The organism is Streptomyces sp. DSM 110735 (assembly GCF_016482685.1).
Classification (GTDB): domain Bacteria; phylum Actinomycetota; class Actinomycetes; order Streptomycetales; family Streptomycetaceae; genus Streptomyces.
The window spans coordinates 107952-132298 of the sequence record NZ_JACYHF010000014.1 but is presented as its reverse complement, the minus strand read 5'-3'; the positions used below and the strand labels follow the sequence as shown (position 1 = coordinate 132298).

The window sequence follows — 24347 nt, the reverse complement described above, 5'->3', positions numbered from 1 at the left end:
CCCGCCTCTTGCGTGGCCAACTGCTGAAGGGAACCCCCGTGCCCCAAGACATCGACCCCTCCTTCCTCGCGCTACCACTCCGCGCCCTCGCCGACGCCGCCCTCGCCCGTGCCCGTGCCCTCGGTGCCGAGCACGCGGACTTCCGGCTGGAGCGAGTCCGTAGCGCGTCGTGGCGGTTGAGGGACGCCAAGCCTGCCGGGTCGTCGGACACGACCGACCTCGGGTACGCCGTACGGGTCGTGCACGGCGGGAGTTGGGGGTTCGCCTCCGGGGTGGACCTGACCATGGACGCCGCCGCCAAGGTCGCCTCGCAGGCAGTCGCGATGGCGAAGCTGTCCGCGCAGGTCATCAAGGCGGCGGGGTCCGATGAGCGGGTTGAACTCGCCGACGAGCCCGTGCACGCGGACAAGACCTGGGTGTCGTCGTACGAGATCGACCCCTTCTCCGTGCCCGACGAGGAGAAGGCGGCGCTGCTCGCGGAGTGGAGCAACCGGCTGCTGGTCGCGCAGGGTGTGAGCCATGTGGACGCCTCGCTGCTCACCGTGCACGAGAACAAGTTCTACGCGGACACCGCGGGCACCGTCACCACGCAGCAACGCGTGCGGCTGCACCCGGAGTTGACCGCAGTCTCCGTGGACGACTCCAGTGGCGAGTTCGACTCGATGCGGACCCTCGCTCCGCCGGTGGGGCGTGGCTGGGAGTATCTGAAGGGCACCGGCTGGGACTGGGACTCCGAACTGGAGCAGATCCCGGAGCTGTTGGCCGAGAAGATGCGCGCGCCGAGCGTGGACCCGGGGCTGTACGACCTGGTCGTGGACCCGTCGAACCTGTGGCTCACCATCCACGAATCCATCGGTCACGCCACGGAGTTGGACCGCGCCCTCGGCTACGAGGCGGCGTACGCCGGTACTTCCTTCGCCACCTTCGACCAGCTCGGCAAGCTGAAGTACGGCTCCGACCTGATGAACGTCACCGGTGACCGCACCGCCGAGCACGGTCTCGCGACCGTCGGGTACGACGACGAGGGCGTGGCGGCGCAGTCCTGGGACCTGGTGAAGGACGGCACGCTGGTCGGGTACCAACTGGACCGCCGTATCGCGAAGTTGACCGGGTTCGACCGGTCCAACGGGTGCGCCTTCGCGGACTCGCCCGCGCATGTGCCGGTGCAGCGCATGGCCAACGTGTCGCTCCGCCCGGACCCCGCCGGGCTGTCCACCGAGGACCTGATCGGGGGCGTGGACCGGGGGATCTATGTCGTCGGGGACCGGTCCTGGTCCATCGACATGCAGCGGTACAACTTCCAGTTCACCGGGCAGCGGTTCTTCCGGATCGAGAACGGGCGGATCACCGGGCAGTTGCGGGACGTCGCCTACCAGGCGACCACCACCGACTTCTGGGGTTCGATGGCCGCCGTGGGCGGTCCGCAGACCTATGTGCTCGGCGGTGCCTTCAACTGCGGCAAGGCCCAGCCGGGCCAGGTCGCCGCCGTCTCGCACGGCTGCCCCTCCGCCCTGTTCAAGGGCGTCAACATCCTCAACACCACGCAGGAGGCCGGTCGATGAGCCCGCGCACCAGCAAGCCGCACGAGGTCGTCGAGCGTGCCCTCGCGCTGTCCCGGGCGGACGGCTGCGTCGTCCTCGCGGACGAGTACTCCACCGCCAACCTCCGCTGGGCGGGCAACGCGCTCACGACCAACGGGGTGACCCGGGGTCGTACCCTCACGGTGATCGCGACCGTGAACGGGCAGCAGGGCACCGCCGCCGGGGTCGTCTCCCGGTCCGCCGTCACGGACGAGGACCTGGAGCCGCTGGTCCGGGCAGCCGAGGCAGCCGCGCGCGCCGCAGGACCCGCCGAGGACGCGCAGCCGCTGGTCACCGGGGTGCCGCAGTCCCCCGACTTCACGGACGCGCCCCTGGAGACCTCCTCCGCCGTCTTCGCAGACTTCGCGCCCGCGCTCGGCGAGTCCTTCGCCCGCGCGCGGGCGGGCGGGCGTGAGCTGTACGGCTTCGCCAACCACGAGATGGTCTCGACCTACCTCGGCACCTCCACCGGACTGCGCCTGCGGCACGACCAGCCGACCGGCACCCTGGAGCTGAACGCCAAGTCGCCCGACCGCACCCGCTCGGCGTGGGCGGGGCGCTCCACGCGGGACTTCAAGGACGTCGACCCGGCGGCGCTGGACGCCGAACTGGCCGTACGCCTGGGCTGGGCGGAGCGGCGCGTGGAGCTGCCCGCCGGGCGGTACGAGACGCTGCTGCCGCCGTCCGCCGTGGCGGACCTGCTGATCTACCAGCTCTGGTCCTCCTCGGGCCGGGACGCGGCGGAGGGGCGCACGGTGTTCTCCAAGCCGGGCGGCGGCACCCGGGTCGGCGACCGGCTCAGCGAGCTGCCGCTCACCCTGCGCAGCGACCCGAACGAGCCGGGACTCGAGTGCGCGCCGTTCGTGGTGGCGCACTCCTCCGGCGGCGACCAGTCCGTCTTCGACAACGGGCTGCCCGTCCACCCCACCGACTGGGTCGGGCAGGGCGTCCTGCGCAACCTCACCACCACCCGGCACGGCGCGGGTCTGACCGGACTGCCCGTCGCCCCGGCGCTCGGGAACCTCATCCTGGACGGCGGCGAGGACCGCTCCCTGGACGAGATGGTCGCGAACACCGAGCGCGGGCTGCTGCTGACCTGCCTCTGGTACATCCGCGAGGTGGACCCCGCGACCCTGCTGCTCACCGGGCTGACCAGGGACGGCGTGTACCTGGTGGAGAACGGCGAGGTCACCGGGCAGGTGAACAACTTCCGGTTCAACGAGTCCCCGGTCGGGCTGCTCGGGCGGGCATCCGAGGCGGGGCGCACCGAGCGCACGCTGCCGCGCGAGTGGAGCGACTGGTTCACCCGGGCAGCGATGCCCGGCTTGCGCATCCCCGATTTCAATATGAGCTCTGTCAGCCAGGGCGTATAACCTCGTAGTCGGCTGTCACCCGACTGCCGACTGATCTTCAAGGAGACACGAGAACCGTGACGGACATCGTCGACGAACTGAAGTGGCGCGGGCTGATCGCCCTCTCCACCGACGAAGACGCGCTGCGCAAGGCGTTCGCGGACGGTCCCGTCACGTTCTATTGCGGCTTCGACCCGACCGCGCCCAGCCTGCACCTCGGCAACCTGGTGCAGATCCTGACCATGCGCCGCATCCAGGACGCCGGGCACCGCCCGCTGGGTCTGGTCGGGGGCGCCACCGGTCTGATCGGTGACCCCAAGCCCACCGCCGAGCGCACGCTGAACGCGCCGGAGATCGTCGCCCAGTGGGTGGAGCGGCTGCGTGGCCAGATCCAGCCGCTGCTGGACTTCGAGGGTCCGAACGCGGCGATCATGGTCAACAACCTGGACTGGACCCAGGGCATGTCGGCCATCGAGTTCCTGCGCGACATCGGCAAGCACTTCCGGGTGAACAAGATGATCGCCAAGGAAGCCGTCTCCCGCCGCCTGAACTCGGACGCGGGCATCAGCTACACCGAGTTCAGCTACCAGATCCTCCAGGGCATGGACTTCCTGGAGCTGTACCGGCGCTACGGCTGCACGCTCCAGACCGGCGGCAGCGACCAGTGGGGCAACCTCACCTCGGGCACCGACCTGATCCACCGCGTCGAGCCGGACGCCGTGGTGCACGCGCTGGGCACCCCGCTGATCACCAAGGCGGACGGCACCAAGTTCGGCAAGACCGAGTCGGGCACGGTGTGGCTGGACGCGGAGATGACCACGCCGTACGCCTTCTACCAGTTCTGGCTGAACGCGGACGACCGTGATGTCTCCAAGTTCCTGCGCATCTTCAGCTTCAGGTCCCGCGAGGAGATCGAGGAGCTGGAGCGGCAGACCGAGGAGCGTCCGCAGGCGCGTGCCGCGCAGCGCGCGCTGGCCGAGGAGCTGACGACGCTGGTGCACGGCGCGGACCAGACGGCCGCCGTGGTCGCCGCGTCCAAGGCGCTGTTCGGGCAGGGCGAGCTGGCGGAGCTGGACGAGCGCACCCTCGCCGCCGCGCTCTCCGAGGTCCCGCACGTCCAGGTCGCCGAGCTGGGTCTGGTGACCGACCTGTTCGCCGAGGTCGGTCTGGTGGCGAGCAAGTCCGCCGCGCGCCGCACGGTGAAGGAGGGCGGTGCCTACGTGAACAACGTCAAGGTCGCCGCCGAGGACGCCGTTCCCGCCGCCGGGGATCTGCTGCACGGGCGCTGGCTGGTGCTGCGCCGGGGGAAGAAGAACCTGGCCGCCGTCGAGGTCACCGGCGCCTGATCCAGGTGCCTGAGCACGGTCCGAGGGGGTGACTTCCGCTGGGGAAGTCACCCCCTCGGCATGTCCGCCGGGTCTCGGCGTGGCGTTCTCAGACCTGGTGTTCTCAGACCTGCCGCTGTTTTCTCTTGCCCAGCGTCTCCACGTAGAGCCGGTCGACGATGAACACGATGATGATCGCGGCGACGAGCTGGAAGAGATGCCGGGTCCAGTCGATGCCCCGGGTCTCCCCGACCCCCACCGCGCGGGCGACCGCGTTGCCGACCAGCCCGCCGATCGTGCCGCAGATGACGGTCAGCCACAGCGGGCTGTGCTGCTTGCCGGGGATGATCGCCTTGGCGATGACGCCCAATACGAATCCCACGATGATCGCCCACAGCCAGCCCATGGCCGCCTCCTCGTCATGGTCCGACACGGTCCGGCCGGGTCCTCTCCCAGGTCCTGTCCCGTGTCCTCGCCCCAGTCTGTGCGCGGGGCGCGGGGCGCGCACACCGGGTTCCGCCGTATGCGCCGGGGCATCCCCCGGGTCGCCGCAGGCGGCGGGCGCCCCGGTATCGAGCCGGGGGGCGGGGCGGCGTACCGTGGGGGGTGTCCCGGACCGGTTCCCCGACGGACCGGGCGCTCGTACGGGACGGGGACGAGTCCCTTGCGGTCGGATGGTGGACTGAGATGCTCAAGCAGCGCGGCGACGCACAGGTGTTCCGGATCACCGGCGCCCGGACCGGACTCGCCGAGGACGTGCGGGGCCGGCAGCGGCGGTACGTCATCTCCATGTCGATCCGGACCGTCTCGGTGATCCTCGCCGCCTCCCTGTGGAACGTGGAGCGGTACGTCGCCATCGTGGCGCTGGTGCTCGGCGCCCTGCTGCCGTACGTCGCCGTGGTGATCGCGAACGCGGGCCGGGAGCGACCGCCGTCGCTGCCCTCGACGTTTGCCGTGACACCGTCCAAGCCGATGATCGCCCCCGCCGCGGACGAGCGGGAGGCACGGTCGGAATCCGGCCCCGCGGGACCCTCGGCGGGTCCTGCGGCGGAGGCGCACCGCGAACGACCGGACCGCTCCTGAGCTGGGAAGACGCCCGAAAAGCGGAAGACGACTTCCCGCCAAGCTCAGGAAAAGCTCAGTTCAATCGCGCTGTTCCGGTGCCGGGTCGCGGGTGATGCGTGACATACTTCGTACGCGCTCCGCATCCCCCGTCGGAGCGACGGACCGACGCCGGGCAGCTCCCCCCGTGGCTGCTCGGCGTCGCCACGTTCAGAGCCTTTTCGCAGCCCCTCCGCTGCCCTTCCGCAGCCGTTCTTGTGAGACGAAACCGTGAGTGACACACCGATCTGCTCCGCCAAGGGCTGCCGCGTCGACGCCGTGTGGGTGCTGGCGTGGAACAACCCGAAGATCCACACGCCGGAGCGGCGGAAGACCTGGCTGGCGTGCGAGGAACACCGCGAGCATCTGTCGCAGTTCCTCGGCGTGCGGGGCTTCCTGAAGGACGTCGTGCTGCTGACGGAGTGGGAGGAGCGGGGTCCGGCGGAAGGCTGAGCCTCAGCCGCCGATCGCCGACATCGGGCGGTCGGGCTGTATGAACGACGGGTCGTCCAGACCCGCGCCCGCCTTCTTGCCCCACATCGCGGTGCGCCAGATGTCCGCGATCTCCTTGTCCTCGGCGTCCGAGCGCAGGGCGGCGCGCAGGTCGGTCTCCTCGGTGGCGAACAGGCAGGTGCGTATCTGTCCGTCGGCGGTGAGCCGGGTGCGGTCGCAGGCGGCGCAGAACGGGCGGGTGACCGAGGCGATGACGCCGACCCGCTGCGGACCGCCGTCCACCAGCCAGCGCTCGGCGGGGGCGGAGCCGCGCTCGCCCGCGTTCTCGGCGGTGAGGTCGAAGCGGGTGCGCAGCGAGGCGAGGATGTCGGCCGCGGTGACCATGCCCTCGCGCTTCCAGCCGTGCTGGGCGTCGAGCGGCATCTGCTCGATGAACCGCAGCTCGTACGCGTGCTCCAGGGCCCAGGCGAGCAGGTCGGGTGCCTCGTCCGCGTTGAGACCCGGCATCAGGACCGAGTTGACCTTGACCGGGGTGAGTCCGGCGTCGCTCGCCGCCTTCAGCCCGTCCAGCACGTCCTTGTGGCGGTCGCGCCGGGTGAGGGTCTTGAAGACGTCGGGGCGCAGGGTGTCCAGGGAGACGTTGACCCGGTCGAGCCCTGCCTGCTTGAGGGCGGCGGCGGTGCGCTTGAGACCGATGCCGTTGGTGGTGATGGACATCTGGGGGCGCGGTTCCAGGTTCGCGACGCGCTCGACGATGCCGACCAGACCGGGGCGCAGCAGGGGCTCGCCGCCGGTGAAGCGGACCTCCTCGATGCCGAGCAGGCGGACCGCGATGTCGATCAGCCGGACGATCTCGTCGTCCGTGAGCAGGTCGGGCTTGGCGAGCCACTGGAGACCCTCTTCGGGCATGCAGTAGGTGCAGCGCAGATTGCACCGGTCGGTCAGCGAGACCCGCAGGTCGGTGGCCACTCGGCCGTAGGTGTCGATGAGCACGTGGGCCCCCTCCCTCGCTTCCCGGTCTGGACCGATCGTTTCCCGGACCGCTCTTTTTCCGTCACCTGCGAGCCTACGCGAGTGTGATGACATCGACAGCCGCGAACGGACGGGGCTGTGGAGAAACGGTCCGGCCGCGCCGTACGGGCGAGGTGCCCGCGCGGCGCGGCCGTGATGCCGTGACGTGGTGCTCAGTGACGTGGTGCTCAGTGACGTGGTGCTCAGTGCGCCCCGGTGCCGGTCAGGGACCGTACCTCCAGCTCGGCGTACTTGCCCGCGTCCGGGACCTCCTTGGACAGCAGGGTGCCGACCACGCCCAGCAGGAAGCCGACCGGGATCGAGATGATGCCGGGGTTCTCCAGCGGGAACCAGTGGAAGTCCACGTCGGGGAACATCGAGGTGGGCTTGCCGGAGACGACCGGCGAGAACAGCACCAGACCGACGGCGGTGACCAGTCCGCCGTAGATCGACCACAGGGCGCCGGTGGTGGTGAACCGCTTCCAGAACAGGCTGTAGAGGAGCGTCGGCAGGTTTGCCGAGGCGGCGACCGCGAAGGCGAGCGCGACCAGTCCGGCCACGTTCAGGTCGCGGGAGAGCGCGCCGAGCACGATGGAGACGGCGCCGATGCCGACGGTGGCCCAGCGCGCCGCGCCGACCTCCTGCTTCTCGGTCGCCTGACCCTTCTTGATGACGTTGGCGTAGATGTCGTGCGCGAAGGACGATGAAGAAGCCAGCGTCAGACCGGCGACCACCGCGAGGATGGTGGCGAAGGCGACGGCGGAGATGGTCGCGAGGAGCACGGCGCCCCAGTTGGAGTCGACCCCGCCGAGATGCAGCGCGAGCAGGGGCGCGGCCGTGTTGCCCGCCTTGTTGGAGCCGATGATCTCGTCGGGCTTGATGAGGGCGGCGGCGCCGAAGCCCAGGGCGAGGGTCATCAGGTAGAAGGCGCCGATCAGACCGATGGCCCAGATGACGGACTTGCGGGCTGCCTTGGCGGTGGGGACCGTGTAGAAGCGGATCAGGATGTGCGGCAGTCCGGCGGTGCCGAGGACCAGGGCGATGCCGAGCGAGATGAAGTCCAGCTTGGTGGTGCCGGTGGCGCCGTACTTCAGCCCGGGCTCCAGGAAGGCGGAGCCCTTTCCGCTGGTGTCGGCCGCCTTGCCGAGCAGGTCGGAGATGTTGAAGTGGAACTTCAGCAGCACCAGGAAGGTCAGCAGCAGGGCGCCGACGATCAGCAGGACCGCCTTGACCATCTGGACCCAGGTGGTGCCCTTCATGCCGCCGATGGTGACGTAGACGATCATCAGGACGCCGACCAGGGCGACGATGCCGATCTTGCCGCCGTCGCTGGTGATGCCGAGCAGCAGCGAGACCAGGACGCCCGCGCCCGCCATCTGCGCGAGCAGGTAGAAGATCGAGACGACGATGGTGGAGACGCCCGCCGCCGTACGCACCGGGCGCTGGCGCATCCGGTAGGCGAGCACGTCGCCCATCGTGTAGCGCCCGGAGTTGCGCAGCGGTTCGGCGACCAGGAGCAGCGCGACCAGCCAGGCGACCAGGAAGCCGACGGAGTACAGGAAGCCGTCGTAGCCGAAGAGGGCGATGGCGCCCGCGATGCCGAGGAAGGACGCGGCGGACATGTAGTCGCCGGAGACGGCGAGTCCGTTCTGGAAGCCGGTGAACTGGCGACCGCCCGCGTAGAAGTCGGCGGCACTCTTGGTCTGGCGGCCCGCCCACACGGTGATGACGAGGGTCGCGAGGACGAACACCGCGAACAGGCTGATGATCAGCGGCCGGTGCTCGCTCGCCTCTCCTGCCGCGAGCAGGGTGTGCTGCGCCGGGATCGTGTGCTGTGCGGGGCTCATGCGCCGCCCTCCATCCGGGACTTGATGGCCTCGGCCCTGGGGTCGAGCTTGGCGGCGGCGTGGCGCGCGTACCACCAGGCGATGAGGAACGTGGTCAGGAACTGGGCGAGCCCCAGGATCAGCGCCACGTTGACGTTGCCCGCGACCTTGGTGCCCATGAAGTCCTCCGCGTAGCAGGAGAGCAGCACGTAGAGCAGGTACCAGGCGACGAAGGCGATCGTCAGGGGGAACGCGAACGAGCGGTGTGCGCGGCGCAGTTCACCGAACTCCGCGCTCTGCTGTGCCTCGGTGAACTCCTCGGTGGAGGGAAGGTGTGGTTGGGGCTTCGCGGGGGGCGGTGTCTCGGTGGCCACTCAAGTCTCCTCGCGTCCGGGCGTGCGCTTGCCGACCTCATGGGACGTGATCACGTTACCCGGAGTCAATACCCGGCTCCGTACCGTGATCCCGCCGGGGGAGCGTGATCCGCACGCACCCCTGTCAGGGGCCACGGCGCCCCGGCCGGAGTGGTTCAACTCCCTTTCGCCCTTTCGGACATCGCGTCGACAGGGATAGTTTCGCTCTGCCCACCCGTCATGTACCTGCCCGGCGGTCCCTTGCGCCCCGGGCGGTCTGTCATCCGGATGATGTGGAGTTTTCATGGCTCATCTGCGCTCCCGGCGCCGTTTCGCGCCGGCCGTGCCGCTCGTGCTGTCCCTGACCGCCTCGCTCGGCTTCCTGCCGACGACGGCCTCGGCTGCCGCGCCGACGGCCCCGGCGTCGGACGCCTCCGCCCGCGCGTACGACGGTCCCGAGCTGTCGTACGTCGTCAACACCTCGGCGGACCGTCGCACGATCGAGTCGGTGCGGCGCGCGATAGGACGCAACGGCGGCACGGTCGTCACGAGTTACGACCGGATAGGCGTGATCGTCGTCCACTCCGCGAACCCGGACTTCGCCAAGGTCATCCGCCGCGTGCACGGCGTCGACTCCGCCGGTGCCACCCGCAACGCCCCGCTGCCCGCCCAGTCGACCACCGACCTCGGCACGCCGAAGGCGCTCAGCGCGGCGCAACTGGCCGACGCGAAGAAGTCCGCCGCCCAGGGCGAGGACCCGCTGGAGCCGCTCCAGTGGGACCTGCCCGCCATCAGGGCCAACAAGGCGCACGAGAAGACCCTCGGCAGCCGCAAGGTCACCGTCGCCGTCATCGACACCGGGGTGGACGACACCCACCCGGACATCGCGCCCAACTTCGACCGCTCCGCTTCCGTCAACTGCGTCTCCGGCAAGCCGGACACCGCCGACGGCGCCTGGCGCCCGAACGCCGGGGAGAGCCCGCACGGCACGCATGTCGCCGGTGAGATCGCGGGCGCCAAGAACGGCGTCGGCATCACGGGCGTGGCGCCGGGCGTGAAGGTCGCGGGCATCAAGGTCGCCAACCCGGACGGCTACTTCTACACCGAGTCCGTGGTCTGCGGCTTCGTGTGGGCGGCCGAGCACCACGTGGACGTGACCAACAACAGCTATTACACCGACCCCTGGTACTTCAACTGCGCCGACGACCCCGACCAGAAGGCACTGGTCACCGCCGTCGAGCGCGCCTCGCGGTACGCCGAGCGCAAGGGCACGGTCAACGTCGCGGCGGCGGGCAACGAGAGCTACGACCTCGCCGCCGACTCGATCACCGACCCGGTCTCCCCGAACGACGGCACCGCCTCGGACCGGACGATCGACCCGCGCAAGTGCTTCGACATCCCGACCCAGCTCCCGGGCGTGGTCACCGTCGCCTCGACCGGCGCCAAGGGTCTGAAGTCGTCCTTCTCCAACTACGGACTCGGCGTCATCGACATCGCCGCGCCCGGCGGCGACTCGACCGCCTACCAGACCCCCGCTCCCCCGGCCGTCAGCGGTCTCATCCTCGGCCCGCTGCCCGGCGGCACCTGGGGCTACATGGCCGGTACGTCGATGGCGACCCCGCACGTCGTGGGCGTGGCCGCGCTGATCAAGTCGACCCACCCGCACGCCACCGCCGCCCAGGTCAAGGCGCTGCTCTACGCCGAGGCGACGCCCACCGCCTGCGACGACCCGTACGACATCAACGGCGACGGCAAGGTGGACGCGGTCTGCCAGGGCACGAAGAACCGGAACGGGTTCTACGGGCGGGGCATCGCGGACGCGCTGAAGGCTGTGACGCGCTAGACGCTGCCGCTTCGGCGGGTCCGCACGGGGACGACAGCGAGCTGATGCGGCCTGGTGGGCGACGGCGAGTACGCCGGTGCGCCCGCCAGGCCGTGCCTCTCTCCCGGCTGGTCTAGGTTGATCTCCACCGACGGCCCAACCGGGCTGTTCACGGCAGGACTTCGGGAGGACTTCGCCACGTCTGACAGCCGGAACACCCACGCCCGCACCGTCGTCCGGTCCCGCGAGGTCCACCGGCTCGTCGGCCTCGGCAAGGCATCCGCCGTCACGGGGATCGTCTGCTATCTGCTCGGCTGCCTCCAGGTCGTCCTGACCATCCCGGCCCACGCCTGTCCCGACCGGCTCGAACTGCACCCGCCGGTCCATCTGCTCCGCTACGACAGCGGCGTCCTGCCGCCACGGGTGACCTGCCACTGGGACGACGGCACGCACAAGGACTTCGTGAGCGGCTGGATCAATCCGCTCACCCTCGTCTGCGCGGTCGTCCTGGCAGCCTGTCTGGTGCGGGCGCTGGTCCTCCTCCGCCGCCGGACCGGACGCGCGGGCTGAGGGGACCGACCCGGTCGGCGCGACGGACGGGCGCCTCCTTGTGGGGGTCGGGCGGCTGATGCATAGTGCAGCGATGACCGATCCCATGATCAAGTCCGCCTGGGCCGCGCTGGGCGGCGATCCCGAGCTGCTCGCGCGGCTGGTCTCCGTCGAGCGCCCGACGGCTCTGATCTCCCGTCTCCCGGTGCAGCGGCTGGCGCGCGCGTGCGTGGGCACGTGCGCGCTGGCCGCCGCCGAGCTGGGTGCGCTGCGGGCCGGGCTCGGCGCGGTGCCGCGCGCCGTGGTGGACGACGGGGCGGTCGCCACCGCCTTCCACAGCGAGCGGGTGCTACGGATCGACGGGCGGGCACCGGTCAACTTCGCACCCCTGTCGCGCTGGTGGCGGGCGGGCTACGGCTGGGTGCGCACCCACGCCAACTACCCGCACCACCGGCTCCGGCTCCTCGGCGCGCTCGGACTGCCCGATGGCGCGGACCCCGAGGACGTGGAGCGGCTGTTCCTGGAACGCTCCGCGCTGGAGATCGAGGAGGCGGTGTACGCCGCCGGGGGTCTCGCGGTGGCGCTGCGCACGCCGGGGCAGTGGGTGGCGCATCCGCAGGGCGCCGAGGTGGCGCAGCGTCCGCTGGTGGAGCGTGCCCCGATCGGCGCGGCGTCGGCACGCGAACTCCCGCCGCTGGACGGCAAGTCGGCGCCGCTGCTGCCCGCCGCGGGGCTGCGTGTCCTGGACCTCACCCGGGTGCTCGCCGGTCCCGTGGCCACCCGCACGCTCGCGCTGCTCGGCGCCGACGTGCTGCGCGTGGACGGGCCCGAGCTGCCCGAACTCGCCGACCAGCACGCGGACACGGGCTTCGGGAAGCGGTCCACCACTCTCGAACTCAGCGCCGACACCAAGGTGCTGGAGGAGCTGCTGGCCTCGGCGGACGTGGTCGTCACCGGCTACCGCCCCGGCGCCCTGGACCGCTTCGGGCTCTCCCCCGAAGCGCTGTCCGAGCGCTTTCCCGGGCTGGTCGTCGCGCAGGTCTCGGCGTGGGGCGCGTACGGTCCCTGGCGCGAGCGGCGCGGCTTCGACAGCCTGGTCCAGGTCGCGACCGGCATCGCCGCGACCGAGGGCTCGACCATGGAACCCGGCGCCCTGCCCGCGCAAGCCCTGGACCACGGCTCCGGCTATCTGATGGCGGCGGGCATCCTGCGCGCCCTGGGCGAGCGGTCCCGCGACGGACAGGGACGTCTGGTCCGCCTCGCCCTCGCCCGGACCGCGCACTGGCTGACGAACGAGGCGGGTCCCGACCCGTCCCTTGGCGGTCCGAAGTACGAGGAGGAGGCGTGGCTGGCCGAACGGGACAGCCCGCTGGGGCGGTTGCGGTACGCCCGCCCTCCGGTGTCGTTCACGGGCGGACCGACGGACTGGGCGGCGCCGCCGGTTCCGTGGGGGTCCAGCGCGGCTACTTGGAGCTGAGGGCACGCGCCAATCGGCTTCCGCCTAGGCGCACTTGTCCGGTGAACGCCCAATTGGCCAGTATCGGCAGGTGAGTTCTCCGCGAAGCGCCTCCGCCGTCGACGCGTCCCCGGATGTGCGGACCGGTGTGCGGCGGGGCGGGGCGGTGCTGGTGCTGGCCCTGCTCGCCGCCGCCATACCGCTGTGGGGTCCGAGTGCCGCGCTGCACGGCACCGGGGAGGCGGCGGCGCCCGGTGCGGGCGGGACGGCGCTGCTGCGCGGGGTGCTGTTCGCCGCGCTGAGCGTGTCGCTGGGTGAGCTGTTCACGGGGAGGCTGGCGGACGGACTGCCGGGTGCTCCCGGTGAACGCCCCTCCCGTTGGGCGCCGTTGGCGAACGGGGTCGGCTGCGCGGCGGCACTGGCGCTCGCCTCCGTCGTCGCCACCGGCAACCTCGTCCCGCGCGACCTCGGGCAGATCGACCTCGGCGGTCTCTACGCCTCCCGCGACGGCAGGCTGGCCCTGCTGGAGGTCAACGCCTTTCTGCTGGCCGCGCTGTGCGCCCGTTCGCGCCGTCCGGGGCTCCAACTGTGGCCACTAACAGGTGTGTTGATCGCGGAGGCGTTGCGTGCCCACCTAGTCGCCGAGCAGGGTCCGCTCACCGGTTCGCTGCTGACGCTCACGCATCTGACCTGTGCGGCGCTGTGGACGGGCGGACTGCCGTACACGCTGCGGGTGTTGCGGTTGTGGCGGGGTGGTCCCGCGAGCGCGGCGCTGCTCGGGCGGTACGCGCGCCTGGCGGCGCTGCTCCTCGCCGCGCTCACCGCGACCGGTGTGTGGAGCGCGCTGCGCCGGATGCCGCCGGGCACGGTCCTGGACCAGCTCACGACGACGGCGTACGGGCGCACCCTGCTGGCCAAGGTGCTGCTCGTCGCCGTCGTCGCCGTGCTCGCGCTGTGGGCGCGGGTGCGGCTGGGCAGGAGCGGTGACCCGCTCGCCGCAGCCGCGCCCGCGCGGGCGGAGGTGATCGCGCTGGGCGCGGTGGTGGCGGTCTCGGGACTGCTCACGGCGCTGCCGCTGCCGATCCGCTGGTCCTGAACCGCCGTACCCGCCCGGCGTTCAGCCGTTGGTGACGAGCACCTTGAGAGCCGTGCGCTCGTCCATCGCCTTGTAGCCGTCCGGGACGCCCTCGACGTCCACGGTCATGTCGAAGACCGGGGAGGGGTCGATCGTGCCGTCGAGCACGTCGGGCAGCAGGTCGGGGATGTAGGCGCGGACCGGTGCGACACCGCCGCGCAGGGCGATGTTGCGGTCGAACATGACGCTGAGGTCGAGCCCGGTGCCGCTGCCGTGGGGCACGCCGACGTAGCCGATGGAGCCGCCGTCGCGGGTGATGTGGACGGCCGTGCTCATGGACTGCTCGGTGCCGACGGCCTCGATCACGCAGTGCGCGCCCTGGCCACGGGTCAGCTCGCGGACGGCGGCGACGGCCTCCTCGCCGCGCGAGGCGACCACGTCGGTGGCGCCGAAGCGGCGGGCGATCTCGGTGCGGACCTCGTGCCGGCCGAGCGCGATGATCCGCTCGGCGCCGAGCCGCTTGGCGGCGAGCACGGCGCACAGTCCGACCGCGCCGTCACCGACGACGGCGACCGTGGAGCCGGGGCGGACGCCCGCGCCGAGGGCGGCGTGGTGGCCGGTGCCGAGCACGTCGGAGAGGGTGAGCAGGGAGGTGAGCAGGTGGTCGTCGGTGGCCGCCTCCTTGGGCAGCGCGACGAGGGTGCCGTCGGCGAACGGCACGCGCACGGCTTCGCCCTGTCCGCCGTCGTAGCCGACCGAGCCCCAGAAGCCGCCGTGCACGCAGGAGGTGGTCAGACCCTCGCGGCAGTACTCGCAGGTGCCGTCGGACCACATGAAGGGGGCGACCACGAGGTCCCCGCGCCTGACCGTGCCCACCTCGGAGCCGGTCTCCTCGACGACGCCGAGGAACTCGTGCCCGATGCGCTGACCGGGCTGCCGGGCGGCTTCGCCGCGGTAGGCCCACAGGTCGCTGCCGCAGATGCAGGCGCGCAGCACCCGTACGACGGCGTCGGTGGGCAACTGCACCACCGGCTCGGGCACGTCCTCCACGCGCATGTCGAAGGGGGCGTGGATGGTGGTGGCGCGCATGGTGCGGGTCTTTCTTGTACGGGGGGGCTCGGCGGTGGTCGAGCGCGTCTCACGGTACGCCGTGCCGGGGGCGTGCCGCGCGCCCAGGGGGCTCCGGACCAGGGAAAAGGGAGCGGTGCGGGTGAACTCGGCGTCCGCTCGGCGGGGTTCGCGGGGTGCCGCCGCCCGGGTGCGCGCGCCGGGCACGAACAGGCGCTCGCCCGGAGCCGTACAGGCATACGGACCGGGACCGTACAGGCATACGGGCCATGGCCGCACAGGCATGCGACGGCCGACCCGGGAGGGCGGGGAGTGCGCCCCTGGGGGCCCTCGGTGTCGGTGGTGGCCCGTATCCTCAGTGACCATGCTCGAAGACCGTGCGACCGCTGTGTCCTCCCCCGCCCCGTGGCCGGCCGTGTATCCGAAGGGATACGCGGTCGTTGACGTGGAGACCACCGGCCTGGCCCGCGACGACCGGATCATCTCGGCCGCCGTCTACCGCCTGGACGCGCGCGGCGAGGTCGAGGACCACTGGTACACGCTGGTCAACCCCGAGCGCGATCCGGGTCCGGTGTGGATACACGGGCTGACGAGCGACGTCCTCGAAGGGGCGCCGCTCTTCACAGAGGTGGCGGAGGAGTTCGCGGCCCGGCTCGCGGACCGGGTGCTGGTCGCGCACAACGCGGTCTTCGACTGGCAGATGATCGCGCGGGAGTACGCGCGCGCCAGCAAGGAACCCCCGGTGCGGCAGCGGCTGTGCACCATCGCCCTCTCCAAGGAGCTGGGACTGCCGCTGCCCAACTTCAAGCTGGAGTCCCTCGCGGCGCACTTCGGGGTCGTGCAGCAGCGCGCCCACCACGCCCTGGACGACGCGCGGGTGCTGGCCGAGGCGTTCCGGCCGAGCCTGCGCGCGGCGGCGGCGGGGAACGTACGGCTGCCGCTGCTGGAGTGCCGTCCGCTCACCGAGTGGTCGGACGCGCCCCGCATCGGCCGCCAGGGCGGCGGCGGTTACGGCGGCTCGTCGAGCTGGCGTCCGGCGCGCAAGCGACCCGCGTGCCCGTACCCCAACCCCGGGCGGTACGAACCGGGCAAACGTCTCAAGCAGGGCATGCGGGTGGCGTTCTCGGGCGACACCTCCACCGAGCGCGACCTGCTGGAGGACCGGGCGACCGAGGCCGGGCTGCACGTGGCGACGAGCCTGTCCCGGCTCACCAGTCTGCTGGTCACCAACGACCCCGACTCGGGCACCTCGAAGACGGCCAAGGCGCGCCAGTTCGGCACCCCGGTGGTGGACGAGGCGGCGTTCGGGCAGTTGCTGCGGGACGTGGAACCCGCCGAAGAGGCGCCGTAGCCCACGCGGACGAGTGGCCCACGCGGACCGGTGGGCATGCCAGGCGACCGGGCGGACGGGTGATTCGCCGCGACTCGCCCCGCCCCCGCTCGCCCGGCGCCCCTGGACGGCTCACCCTGAGCCGCATGGCGAGATGCGAAGTCTGCGGCAATGACTACGGAATGACCTTCGAGGTCCACGCGCAGGGCGCGGTGCACGTCTTCGACTGCTTCTCCTGCGCCATTCACCGCATGGCCCCCATCTGCGAGCACTGCCGGGTGCAGATCATCGGGCAGGGCGTCGAGGTGGAGGGTCACTGGTACTGCGGTGCCCACTGCGCGCGGGCCGAGGGCAGGACGGGGGTGGTCGACCGGGTGTGACCTGGTGCCCGGGTGTGACCCGGTACCCGCCCGAATGCGCCCCACGGCTCAGGAGTACCGTCGTGGGGTGCACCGCTACCGCTTCCTGCTGACCCTCCAGTGGGTGATCCTCACCCTTGTCGCGATCGCGCTGATCCCGACGATGATCAGGCTCGGCTTCTGGCAGCAGCACCGGTACGAGGAGCGCACCGCGCGCAACAACCTGGTCTCGCGGGCGCTGCACGCCGAGCCGGTCCCGGTCGAGCGGCTCACCTCCCCCGGGCACGCCGTGACCCGTCTGGACAAGTACCGCACCGTCACCGCGACCGGCACCTTCGACACCGCCCACGAGGTGGTCGTCCGCCGCCGCACCAACTCCGACGGCGAGGTCGGCTTCCACGTCCTGACCCCGCTGCGGCTGACGGACGGCGCGGTCGTGCTGGTCAACCGGGGCTGGATCCCCGCCAACGGCGTGCAGACCGCCTTCCCGAAGATCCCGGCGCCTCCGGCGGGCAGGACCACCGTCACCGGGCGGCTCATGGCCGACGAGACGACGGCGGCCAGCGGCATCAAGAACGTCAAGGGGCTGCCCGACCGGCAGATCATGCTGATCAACAGCGCGACGGAGGCACGGCGCCTCGGCGCGAAGGTGGTCGGCGGCTACATCGAGCAGACCGCGCCCGCGCCCAGGGGCGACACCCCGGAGCAGATCTCCAGCCCGGGCAGCGAGGACGCTCCGCTGAACTACGCGTACATGATCCAGTGGTGGCTGTTCGCCGCCGCCGTGCCGGTGGGCTGGTGGTTCCTGGTCCGCCGCGAGATCCGGGACCGGGCGGAGGCAGCGGCCGGGGGCGACGCGCAGGACAACTCCCCGGAGACCGAGCCCGCCGCCGTGTAGCGCCCCTACCGGGGTGGCAGGGGCGTCACTCCCCCGGCCGCACCACCTGATTGCCCCTCAGACCCGCCGGGAACCGCCTTCCCGTGAGAGCGCGCATCGAGGACTACGCCGTCATCGGCGACGAGCAGACCGCGGCCCTGGTCGGCATGGACGGCTCGATCGACTGGCTGTGCCTGCCCCGCTTCGACTCCGGCGCCTGCTTCGCCCGGCTCCTCGGCGACGACGACAACGGCCACTGGCGGATCGCCCCCAAGGGCGCGCACACCTGCACCCGGCGCGCCTACCGGCCCGACACCCTCGTCCTGGACACCGAGTGGGACACCCCCGACGGGACGGTGCGCGTGACCGACCTGATGCCGCAGCGCGCCCGGGTGCCCGACGTCGTACGGATCGTGGAGGGACTCAGCGGGCGGGTCACCGTGCGCGGCACGCTGCGGCTGCGCTTCGACCACGGCTCGATCGTGCCGTGGATGCGGCGCTCGGACGGTCACCGGGTCGCCGTGGCGGGACCCGACTCCGCCTGGCTGCGCACCGTGCCGCCGGTGCGCACCTGGGGCGAGGACTTCGGCACTCACTCGGAGTTCACCATCGGCGAGGGCGAGCGGGTGGCGTTCGTGCTCACCTGGCACCCCTCGCACGAGCCGCGCCCCCGGCTGATCGACCCGTTCGACGCGCTGGAGTCCAGCGTGCGCGACTGGCAGAGCTGGGCGCGCCGCTGCCGCTACGAGGGGCCGTACCGGGACGCCGTGGTCCGCTCGCTGATCACGCTGAAGGCGCTCACCTACCGCCCGACCGGCGGGATCGTCGCCGCCGCGACCACCTCGCTGCCGGAGAAGCTGGGCGGGGTGCGCAACTGGGACTACCGCTACTGCTGGCTGCGCGACTCCACCCTCACCCTCGGCGTGCTGCTCGCGGCGGGCTATCACGAGGAGGCGGAGGCGTGGCGCGACTGGCTGCTCCGGGCGGTCGCGGGCAGCCCGGAGGACCTTCAGATCATGTACGGGGTCGCGGGCGAGCGGCGGCTGCCGGAGAGCGAGCTGCCCTGGCTCTCCGGGTTCGCGCGCTCGGCGCCGGTCCGGATCGGCAACAGCGCGGTGGACCAGCTCCAGCTCGACGTGTACGGCGAGGTGATGGACTCCCTCTGGCTCGCCCGGCAGTCGGGTCTGTCGCCCCGCCCGCACATGTGGTCCCTGCAGTGCGCGCTGATCGACTTCCTGCGCTCGGAGTGGCGCCAGCCGGACGAGGGGCTGTGGGAGGTGCGCGGGGGACGCAGGCAGTTCACGCACTCCAAGGTGATGGTGTGGGTCGCCGTCGACCGCGCCGTGCGCACCCTGGAAGAGCACCCCGGGCTCGAGGGCGACCTCACGGGCTGGCGGGAGCTGCGCGACGACATCCACCGCGAGGTGTGCGAGAAGGCGTACGACCCGGAGCGCAACACCTTCACCCAGTACTACGGCTCGCGCACCCTGGACGCCGCGCTGCTGCTGATCCCGCGCGTCGGCTTCCTGCCGCCGGACGACCCGAGGGTGATCGGCACCGTGGACGCGATCCGCGCGGGGCTCGGCCAGGACGGCTTCGTGCGCCGCTACGACACCGACGACACCGAGGGTCCGGTGGTGGACGGGCTGCCCGAGGGCGAGGGCGCGTTCCTCGCCTGCTCGTTCTGGCTGGCCGACGCCCTGCACATGACGGGTCGCACCGAGGAGGCGCGGGACCTCTTCGCCCGCTTGGTCGACCTGTCCAACGACGTGGGGCTGCTGGCCGAGGAGTACGACCCGGTGACCGGCCGCCAGCTCGGCAACTACCCCCAGGCGTTCAGCCACATCGCCCTGGTGAACACCGCCCGCACGCTCTACGGGGGCGAGGGGGCAGGATAGGGGGCATGGATCTTGGACTGAAGGACCGGGTGTACATCGTGACCGGCGCCTCGCGGGGGCTCGGCAACGCCGCCGCGCGGCAGTTGGTCGCCGACGGGGCGAAGGTGGTCGTCACGTCACGGGACGCCGAGCGGGTGGCCGACGCGGTCGCCGAGCTGGGACCGGACGCGGTGGGCGTGGCCGTGGGCAACGCCGATCCGGAGGCGCCGGAGCGGCTGATCGCTGCCGCCCGTGAGCACTTCGGGCGGCTCGACGGCATCCTCGTGAGCGTGGGCGGACCGCCGCCCGGGTTCGTGGCGGACGTGACCGACGAGCAGTGGCAGGACGCCTTCGAGTCGGTGTTCCTCGGCGCGGTGCGCCTGGCCCGCGCGGCGGCTGCCGAGCTGGAGCCGGGCGGGGTCATCGGCTTCGTGCTCTCCGGCTCGGTGCATGAGCCGATCCCGGGGCTGACCGTCTCCAACGGGCTGCGCCCCGGACTCGCCGGGTTCGCGAAGTCCCTCGCGGACGAGCTGGGACCGCGCGGCATCCGAGTCGTCGGACTGCTGCCGGGCCGGATCGACACCGACCGGGTGCGCGAGCTGGACCGGCTCTCCGCCGACCCCGAGGCGACCCGGGCTGCCGCCGAGTCCCGTATCCCGCTGCGCCGTTACGGCGCCCCGGAGGAGTTCGGGCGGACCGCCGCCTTCCTGCTGTCCCCGGCGGCGTCCTATGTGACGGGCGTGATGCTGCCGGTGGACGGCGGGATGCGGCACGGGTTCTGACGGACCATCAATTCCGGCTGCGGGGAGGTGACTTGCTCGCCCGGTGATCAGGTGACGCGTTCGGCGCGGTGCCTGATCACCCGCAGCCGGACCTCGGCGGGCAGTGCCGTAAGACCCGCCGAGTCCCGGGCGCGGGCCAGGGGTCCGGAGGTGAACTCCGCGAGCGCGGCTCCGGGGGGCATGTCCGGCTCCAGCCGGAACCACGCCCGTACCGCGGGCGCGCCGCGGCGACCGGTCAGCAGCACGTCGCTCTGGGCCACGCCCTCCTGCCCCGAGGCGTCCCGGGCCAGGGCGTTCTGCAGGGCGGAGCCGCGCAGCCGCGCGGTGCCGCCGTCGCCGGTGTCGACCCGTACCTCGGAGACCCGGTGACGGCGCAGGACCGACACCAGCCACCACACGCCGATCAGGAACAGGATCGCCAGACCCGCGATGAGGGCGGGCCACCACCAGTCGGTGTCCCGGAAGCTGGTGCGCTCCGCCCGGCTGAGCAGCACGTCGTGCGCGCTGGTGTGGATCCACCAGCGCGGGAAGGGCGCCCCGAGTCCGGCGGCGAGGACCACACCGCCGAGGGCGAGCAGCAACAGCCCCGCGAGCGCGAGCAGGACCCGGTTGACGATGCCGGTGCGCATCGGGCTCACCCCTTCTTCCCCGGGCGGCGGACCCGGACCGACAGCTTCGGCGGGCGGCTCAGCCCCAGCTCGCGGACCGCGCCGTCGAGCGTGGTGTCGAGGTCCTCGCGGACCTCCTCCGGTTCGCGGAAGTGCGAGACCACCTTGACGTCCGCCTTTCTGCGTCCGACCCGGACGTGTGCCTCGCGGACGCCGGAGATGTCCATGGCGCGGTCGCGCAGCAGCACCGCCGCCGCCTCGCGGCGCAGCGCGGCGCGCACGTCGGGGTGCGGGCGGCTCATGGGCAACAGGCGGCGCAGTCCGGGCGTGAGCGCGAGGAGGAGCAGCCAGAGTCCGACGGCGGCGACGAAGGCGGCGCCCGCCAGCACCGGGATCGCGTCGACCCGCTGCTCGGCGAGCTGCCGGGCCAGTTCGCGGCGCCAGTACATCGCGGGGTGCCCGGCGCGCACGGCGGCCACGTCGTACAGCAGCAGACCCGCGCCGCCGATCAGGCACAGGGCGACGAGGGCGGCCGGGACACGGCGCGCGGACCAGAAGCGGCCGCTGCTCTTCTCGGGCGGGGGTGCGGGCTGCTCGTCGGGGTCGAGGACGGGCAGGCGGTGGGTGGTGTTCTCGCTCATGACGTCCTCCCGTGCGCGTCACCGGGGGCGGCCACCGGGTGCAGCCGCTCGACCTGGACGACCACCTCGGGCACCGTCATGTTCGCCAGCGCGCTCACCCGTTCGGTGACCCGGCTACGGACGGCGGCGCAGCGGGCGCCGATGTCCGCCGGGTAGGCGAGTTCGAGGGAGACCCGCACGCGTGCCGTGCCGAACGGACCGCCCTCGCCGCGGTGGGTGCCGGAGCCGTGGGAACGTACGGCGACGGTGGCGTGCGGTTTTCCGACGCCCGGCGGGAGCGGGGCGAGCGCCTCGCGGGCCGCCTGGGCGGCGATCTTCGCGACGGCCTTGTCCGCGATCCGGGTGGCGCCGCGCTCGCCCGCCGGGGTGGGCTCCGTGGCCGGACGGCCGGCCGCCGTCGCGCTCACGGTGTTCACCGCCGCCGGTCGCGCCGGCCGTCGCGGGCGCGGAAGAAGTCACCCGGCTCCAGGTCGCCGTCCAGGAAGCGGCCGACGACGAACCCGACGGCTCCGAGCGCCGCCACCAGCAGGAAGGCCCCGAATCCGCCGAAGTACCCGGCGAATCCCAGCGCCAAGCCGGCGATCATGCCGGCCACGGCCATGCTCATAGCGCTCCTCAGTTCGTCAGGCCCCCACAACCCGGATTCCCCCTACGACGCGGTGAATACGCGCAGCTCACTGAATACGTGGCTGGGCGGGTTCCTCGTCGTCCTCCTCGTCGGGCAGCTTGACGTCGCTGACCGCGATGTTGACCTCCACGACCTCCAGCGAGGTCATGCGCTCCACGGCGGCGACCACGTTCTCGCGCACCGCGCGGGCGACGTCGCCGATGGAGTAGCCGTACTCGACGACGATCTCCAGGTCGAGCGCGGTCTGCACCTCGCCGACCTCTGCCTTCACGCCCCGGGTCACGGCCTTGGAGCCGCCCGGCACCCGGTCGCGCACGGCGCCGAAGGTGCGGGCGAGCCCGCTGCCCATGGCGTGCACGCCGACCACGTCGCGTGCGGCCATTCCGGCGATCTTCTCCACCACGCCGTCCGCGATGGTGGTGCGTCCCCGGGCCGCCGGGTCACCGCCGCCGCGCCGGGTGGTCTTGCGGGTGGACACCTGCGACTCGTCGTTTCCGCCGGGGCTCGTCGTCGTCTCGGTCATCGCCGTAGGTCCCTTTCGGTCGTGGTTCCTGGACCACCGTAAGCACGGCTGCGCGAATGCGCGCCAGGTATACGGCAGGCTGGAGGAATGACGGCTGAGTGGACACAGGCGGTGCGTCAGCGGCTGGGCGTGGGCAGACTTCTGCCGCTCGGCGGGAGCCGCGACGGCGCGTGGATCTCGGAGCAGGCGGCCGGGGCGGTGCTGGGGAGCGCGGCCACGGACGAAGTGCCGGGGGTACGGCTGGGGGCCCTCAGGATCGGGCTCGCCGATCCGGCGGACGCCGGGGAACCGGTCGTACCGCCGCCGCCGAGCGCGCTGCCGCCGGGCGCCCTGCGGGTGACGGCGGACTTCGCGGCGGGCGCGGAACGCCCGCTGCCGGTGACGGCGGAGCTGCTGCGCGCCGCGCTCGCGGACGCGGCGGTCCGGCGGCTCGGGCTGGTGGTGACCGAGGTGGACCTGCGGGTGACGGATCTGCTGGGTCCGGCGGATCCGCCGCCCGAGCCGCGCCGCGCGCCCGCGCCGCCGTCCGCCGCCGAGGCGACGGATCCCGACGGCTATCTGGTGGCCACCGCCGCGCGGGCGGTGCCCGGGGTGACCCGGCTGACGGCGGTGCTCGGGGACCGCTGCGGGGTGGTGCGGACGGAACGGCCCGCCGTGCCCGCCTCGCTCCCCCGGCGCCATGTGTGCGTGGAGCTGGCCGCCGACCCCGTCCACCGCACCGCCGACGTGGCCCGCGCGGTGCGTACGGCGGTACGGGACGCGTTGGAGGACCGTCCGACGGTGGCGGTGCTGGTGACGGCGGTGGAGGAACCGGAAGCGGAGTCCGGTCCCCTCACCTGAGCCGTGAGTCGCGGCTTTCGCGGGGTGACGCGGGGGCTCAGTCGCCGATGCCCGCGAGGTCGCGCAGACGGCGGGTCTGGGCGGCGCGCTCGGCCGTGCGCTGCTCGTCGTAGGTGCGCTCGGGGGCGCCGCGCAGCAGTGCCTTGGTCTCCACCACGGCGTCGCGGGGCGCGGCGAGGAGCGCGGCGGCCAGGTCGGCGGTCGCCGCGTCGAGTTCGGCGACCGGGACCGCCGCGTTGGCAAGCCCGGAGACGACCGCCTCCTCGGCGTGCACGAAGCGGCCCGTCACGCAGATCTCCAGCGCGCGGGCGTATCCGACCAGGCCGACCAGCGGGTGGGTGCCCGTGAGGTCGGGCACCAGCCCCAGGCTCGTCTCTCGCATGGCGAACTGCACGTCGTCGGCGACGATGCGCAGGTCGCAGGCGAGCGCGAGCTGGAAACCGGCCCCGATCGCATGGCCCTGGACAGCGGCGATGGACACGAGGTCGTTCCGTCGCCACCAGGTGAACGCCTCCTGGTACTCGGCGATGGTCGCGTCGATCCCGGCGTCGTCACGGCGCGCGAGGTCGACGAAGGTCGGCTCGCCCTCGATCCCCTCCGGCGTGAACATGCGTCGGTCGAGACCGGCGGAGAAGGACTGGCCCTCGCCGCGCAGCACGACGACACGCACGGTGCCCGGCAGCAGCTTCCCCGCCTCGGCCAGCGCCCGCCACATGGCGGGGCTCTGCGCGTTGCGCTTGGCCGGGTTGGTCAGCGTCACCGTGGCGAGCGCGTCGTCGACGGTGAGCCGTACGCCGTCCTTGTCGAGTACAGGAGCGAGGTCCTGGTCGGGCGAAGCCATGGGGCGCCTCCGATGGGTGCGGTCATCACGCGGTGCCGTACGGCACGCGAAGTGACTGCACAGTAACCAC

General features: G+C 72.3%; 26 protein-coding genes. 15 read left to right on the top strand and 11 right to left on the bottom strand.

Annotated elements, in window-relative coordinates; all coding sequences use genetic code 11:
• The first annotated feature begins 38 nt into the window (after nucleotides 1-38).
• From IF655_RS21455 to tyrS, 3 genes are read left to right on the top strand one after another with little or no spacing between them, the layout of a single operon-like run.
• The gene (locus IF655_RS21455; RefSeq protein ID WP_199586627.1) at nucleotides 39-1562 is read left to right on the top strand and encodes a TldD/PmbA family protein; all 1524 of its coding nucleotides are present in this window, start codon (nucleotides 39-41) and stop codon (nucleotides 1560-1562) included.
• The gene (locus IF655_RS21450; RefSeq protein ID WP_199586626.1) at nucleotides 1559-2953 is read left to right on the top strand and encodes a metallopeptidase TldD-related protein; all 1395 of its coding nucleotides are present in this window, start codon (nucleotides 1559-1561) and stop codon (nucleotides 2951-2953) included. The genes IF655_RS21455 and IF655_RS21450 overlap by 4 nt, the downstream gene beginning before the upstream one ends.
• A gap of 56 nt (nucleotides 2954-3009) precedes the next feature.
• A complete protein-coding gene (gene tyrS, locus IF655_RS21445; RefSeq protein ID WP_199586625.1) occupies nucleotides 3010-4278 on the top strand; it encodes a tyrosine--tRNA ligase in 1269 nt (422 codons plus the stop codon).
• Between the two features lie 103 nt (nucleotides 4279-4381).
• On the opposite strand, the gene IF655_RS21440 is transcribed toward tyrS, so the two are convergent.
• Complete coding sequence (locus tag IF655_RS21440; RefSeq protein ID WP_199586660.1) at nucleotides 4382-4663, bottom strand: GlsB/YeaQ/YmgE family stress response membrane protein; 282 nt, start codon at nucleotides 4661-4663, stop codon at nucleotides 4382-4384.
• A 281-nt stretch (nucleotides 4664-4944) separates the two neighbouring features.
• On the opposite strand from IF655_RS21440, the gene IF655_RS21435 reads away from it, so the two are divergent.
• Both IF655_RS21435 and IF655_RS21430 read left to right on the top strand, forming a co-directional pair.
• Complete coding sequence (locus IF655_RS21435) at nucleotides 4945-5340, top strand: DUF3099 domain-containing protein (protein ID WP_199586624.1); 396 nt, start codon at nucleotides 4945-4947, stop codon at nucleotides 5338-5340.
• A gap of 249 nt (nucleotides 5341-5589) precedes the next feature.
• A complete protein-coding gene (locus IF655_RS21430) occupies nucleotides 5590-5811 on the top strand; it encodes a hypothetical protein (protein WP_199586623.1) in 222 nt (73 codons plus the stop codon).
• Nucleotides 5812-5814: 3 nt separating this feature from the next.
• On the opposite strand, the gene moaA is transcribed toward IF655_RS21430, so the two are convergent.
• The 3 genes from moaA to IF655_RS21415 form a co-directional block, all read right to left on the bottom strand.
• Entirely contained in the window at nucleotides 5815-6804 is a 990-nt protein-coding gene (gene moaA / locus IF655_RS21425; RefSeq protein WP_307814995.1) for a GTP 3',8-cyclase MoaA, read from the bottom strand.
• A gap of 221 nt (nucleotides 6805-7025) precedes the next feature.
• The gene (locus IF655_RS21420; protein ID WP_199586622.1) at nucleotides 7026-8669 is read right to left on the bottom strand and encodes a cation acetate symporter; all 1644 of its coding nucleotides are present in this window, start codon (nucleotides 8667-8669) and stop codon (nucleotides 7026-7028) included.
• On the bottom strand, nucleotides 8666-9022 hold the full coding sequence (locus tag IF655_RS21415; protein ID WP_199586621.1) for a DUF485 domain-containing protein: 357 nt from the start codon (nucleotides 9020-9022) through the stop codon (nucleotides 8666-8668). The genes IF655_RS21420 and IF655_RS21415 overlap by 4 nt, the downstream gene beginning before the upstream one ends.
• Before the next feature lie 283 nt (nucleotides 9023-9305).
• Between IF655_RS21415 and IF655_RS21410 the strand changes: the two genes are divergently transcribed.
• The 4 genes from IF655_RS21410 (at nucleotide 9306) to IF655_RS21395 (ending at nucleotide 13924) form a co-directional block, all read left to right on the top strand.
• On the top strand, nucleotides 9306-10844 hold the full coding sequence (locus IF655_RS21410) for a S8 family serine peptidase (RefSeq protein ID WP_199586620.1): 1539 nt from the start codon (nucleotides 9306-9308) through the stop codon (nucleotides 10842-10844).
• Between the two features lie 117 nt (nucleotides 10845-10961).
• Nucleotides 10962-11393 carry a hypothetical protein gene (locus tag IF655_RS21405; RefSeq protein ID WP_199586619.1) on the top strand — a complete coding sequence of 144 codons (432 nt, stop codon included), beginning with the start codon at nucleotides 10962-10964 and terminating at the stop codon, nucleotides 11391-11393.
• A 73-nt stretch (nucleotides 11394-11466) separates the two neighbouring features.
• The gene (locus IF655_RS21400; RefSeq protein WP_199586618.1) at nucleotides 11467-12849 is read left to right on the top strand and encodes a CoA transferase; all 1383 of its coding nucleotides are present in this window, start codon (nucleotides 11467-11469) and stop codon (nucleotides 12847-12849) included.
• A 115-nt stretch (nucleotides 12850-12964) separates the two neighbouring features.
• Complete coding sequence (locus IF655_RS21395) at nucleotides 12965-13924, top strand: CopD family protein (protein WP_307814999.1); 960 nt, start codon at nucleotides 12965-12967, stop codon at nucleotides 13922-13924.
• A 21-nt stretch (nucleotides 13925-13945) separates the two neighbouring features.
• On the opposite strand, the gene IF655_RS21390 is transcribed toward IF655_RS21395, so the two are convergent.
• Complete coding sequence (locus IF655_RS21390) at nucleotides 13946-14992, bottom strand: zinc-dependent alcohol dehydrogenase family protein (RefSeq protein WP_199586616.1); 1047 nt, start codon at nucleotides 14990-14992, stop codon at nucleotides 13946-13948.
• 343 nt (nucleotides 14993-15335) lie between these two features.
• On the opposite strand from IF655_RS21390, the gene IF655_RS21385 reads away from it, so the two are divergent.
• The 5 genes from IF655_RS21385 to IF655_RS21365 all read left to right on the top strand — a co-directional run bounded on the left by IF655_RS21385 (nucleotide 15336) and on the right by IF655_RS21365 (nucleotide 20196).
• On the top strand, nucleotides 15336-16322 hold the full coding sequence (locus IF655_RS21385) for a DEDDh family exonuclease (RefSeq protein ID WP_199586615.1): 987 nt from the start codon (nucleotides 15336-15338) through the stop codon (nucleotides 16320-16322).
• A 125-nt stretch (nucleotides 16323-16447) separates the two neighbouring features.
• Nucleotides 16448-16681: a hypothetical protein gene (locus tag IF655_RS21380; RefSeq protein WP_020939201.1), complete on the top strand. Its 234-nt coding sequence runs from the start codon at nucleotides 16448-16450 to the stop codon at nucleotides 16679-16681.
• Between the two features lie 34 nt (nucleotides 16682-16715).
• On the top strand, nucleotides 16716-17558 hold the full coding sequence (locus IF655_RS21375) for an SURF1 family protein (protein WP_199586614.1): 843 nt from the start codon (nucleotides 16716-16718) through the stop codon (nucleotides 17556-17558).
• Between the two features lie 83 nt (nucleotides 17559-17641).
• Nucleotides 17642-19435: a glycoside hydrolase family 15 protein gene (locus IF655_RS21370; protein ID WP_199586613.1), complete on the top strand. Its 1794-nt coding sequence runs from the start codon at nucleotides 17642-17644 to the stop codon at nucleotides 19433-19435.
• Nucleotides 19436-19440: 5 nt separating this feature from the next.
• The gene (locus IF655_RS21365) at nucleotides 19441-20196 is read left to right on the top strand and encodes an SDR family oxidoreductase (protein ID WP_199586612.1); all 756 of its coding nucleotides are present in this window, start codon (nucleotides 19441-19443) and stop codon (nucleotides 20194-20196) included.
• 47 nt (nucleotides 20197-20243) lie between these two features.
• Here IF655_RS21365 and amaP read toward each other — a convergent pair whose 3' ends face one another.
• The 5 genes from amaP to IF655_RS21340 all read right to left on the bottom strand — a co-directional run bounded on the left by amaP (nucleotide 20244) and on the right by IF655_RS21340 (nucleotide 22596).
• Nucleotides 20244-20825, bottom strand: a complete 582-nt coding sequence (gene amaP, locus IF655_RS21360; protein WP_199586611.1) for an alkaline shock response membrane anchor protein AmaP — start codon at nucleotides 20823-20825, stop codon at nucleotides 20244-20246.
• A gap of 5 nt (nucleotides 20826-20830) precedes the next feature.
• Nucleotides 20831-21445: a DUF6286 domain-containing protein gene (locus IF655_RS21355; protein WP_199586610.1), complete on the bottom strand. Its 615-nt coding sequence runs from the start codon at nucleotides 21443-21445 to the stop codon at nucleotides 20831-20833.
• A complete protein-coding gene (locus IF655_RS21350) occupies nucleotides 21442-21852 on the bottom strand; it encodes a hypothetical protein (RefSeq protein WP_199586609.1) in 411 nt (136 codons plus the stop codon). The genes IF655_RS21355 and IF655_RS21350 overlap by 4 nt, the downstream gene beginning before the upstream one ends.
• 5 nt (nucleotides 21853-21857) lie before the next feature.
• Complete coding sequence (locus tag IF655_RS21345) at nucleotides 21858-22052, bottom strand: hypothetical protein (RefSeq protein ID WP_018545846.1); 195 nt, start codon at nucleotides 22050-22052, stop codon at nucleotides 21858-21860.
• 67 nt (nucleotides 22053-22119) lie between these two features.
• On the bottom strand, nucleotides 22120-22596 hold the full coding sequence (locus IF655_RS21340; RefSeq protein WP_199586608.1) for an Asp23/Gls24 family envelope stress response protein: 477 nt from the start codon (nucleotides 22594-22596) through the stop codon (nucleotides 22120-22122).
• A gap of 87 nt (nucleotides 22597-22683) precedes the next feature.
• Here IF655_RS21340 and IF655_RS21335 point away from each other — a divergent pair, with 87 nt between their 5' ends.
• The gene (locus tag IF655_RS21335) at nucleotides 22684-23436 is read left to right on the top strand and encodes a nucleopolyhedrovirus P10 family protein (RefSeq protein WP_199586607.1); all 753 of its coding nucleotides are present in this window, start codon (nucleotides 22684-22686) and stop codon (nucleotides 23434-23436) included.
• Nucleotides 23437-23473: 37 nt separating this feature from the next.
• Here the strand turns inward: IF655_RS21335 and IF655_RS21330 are convergent, their stop codons facing one another.
• The gene (locus IF655_RS21330) at nucleotides 23474-24277 is read right to left on the bottom strand and encodes an enoyl-CoA hydratase/isomerase family protein (protein ID WP_199586606.1); all 804 of its coding nucleotides are present in this window, start codon (nucleotides 24275-24277) and stop codon (nucleotides 23474-23476) included.
• Between the last annotated feature and the right edge of the window lie 70 nt (nucleotides 24278-24347).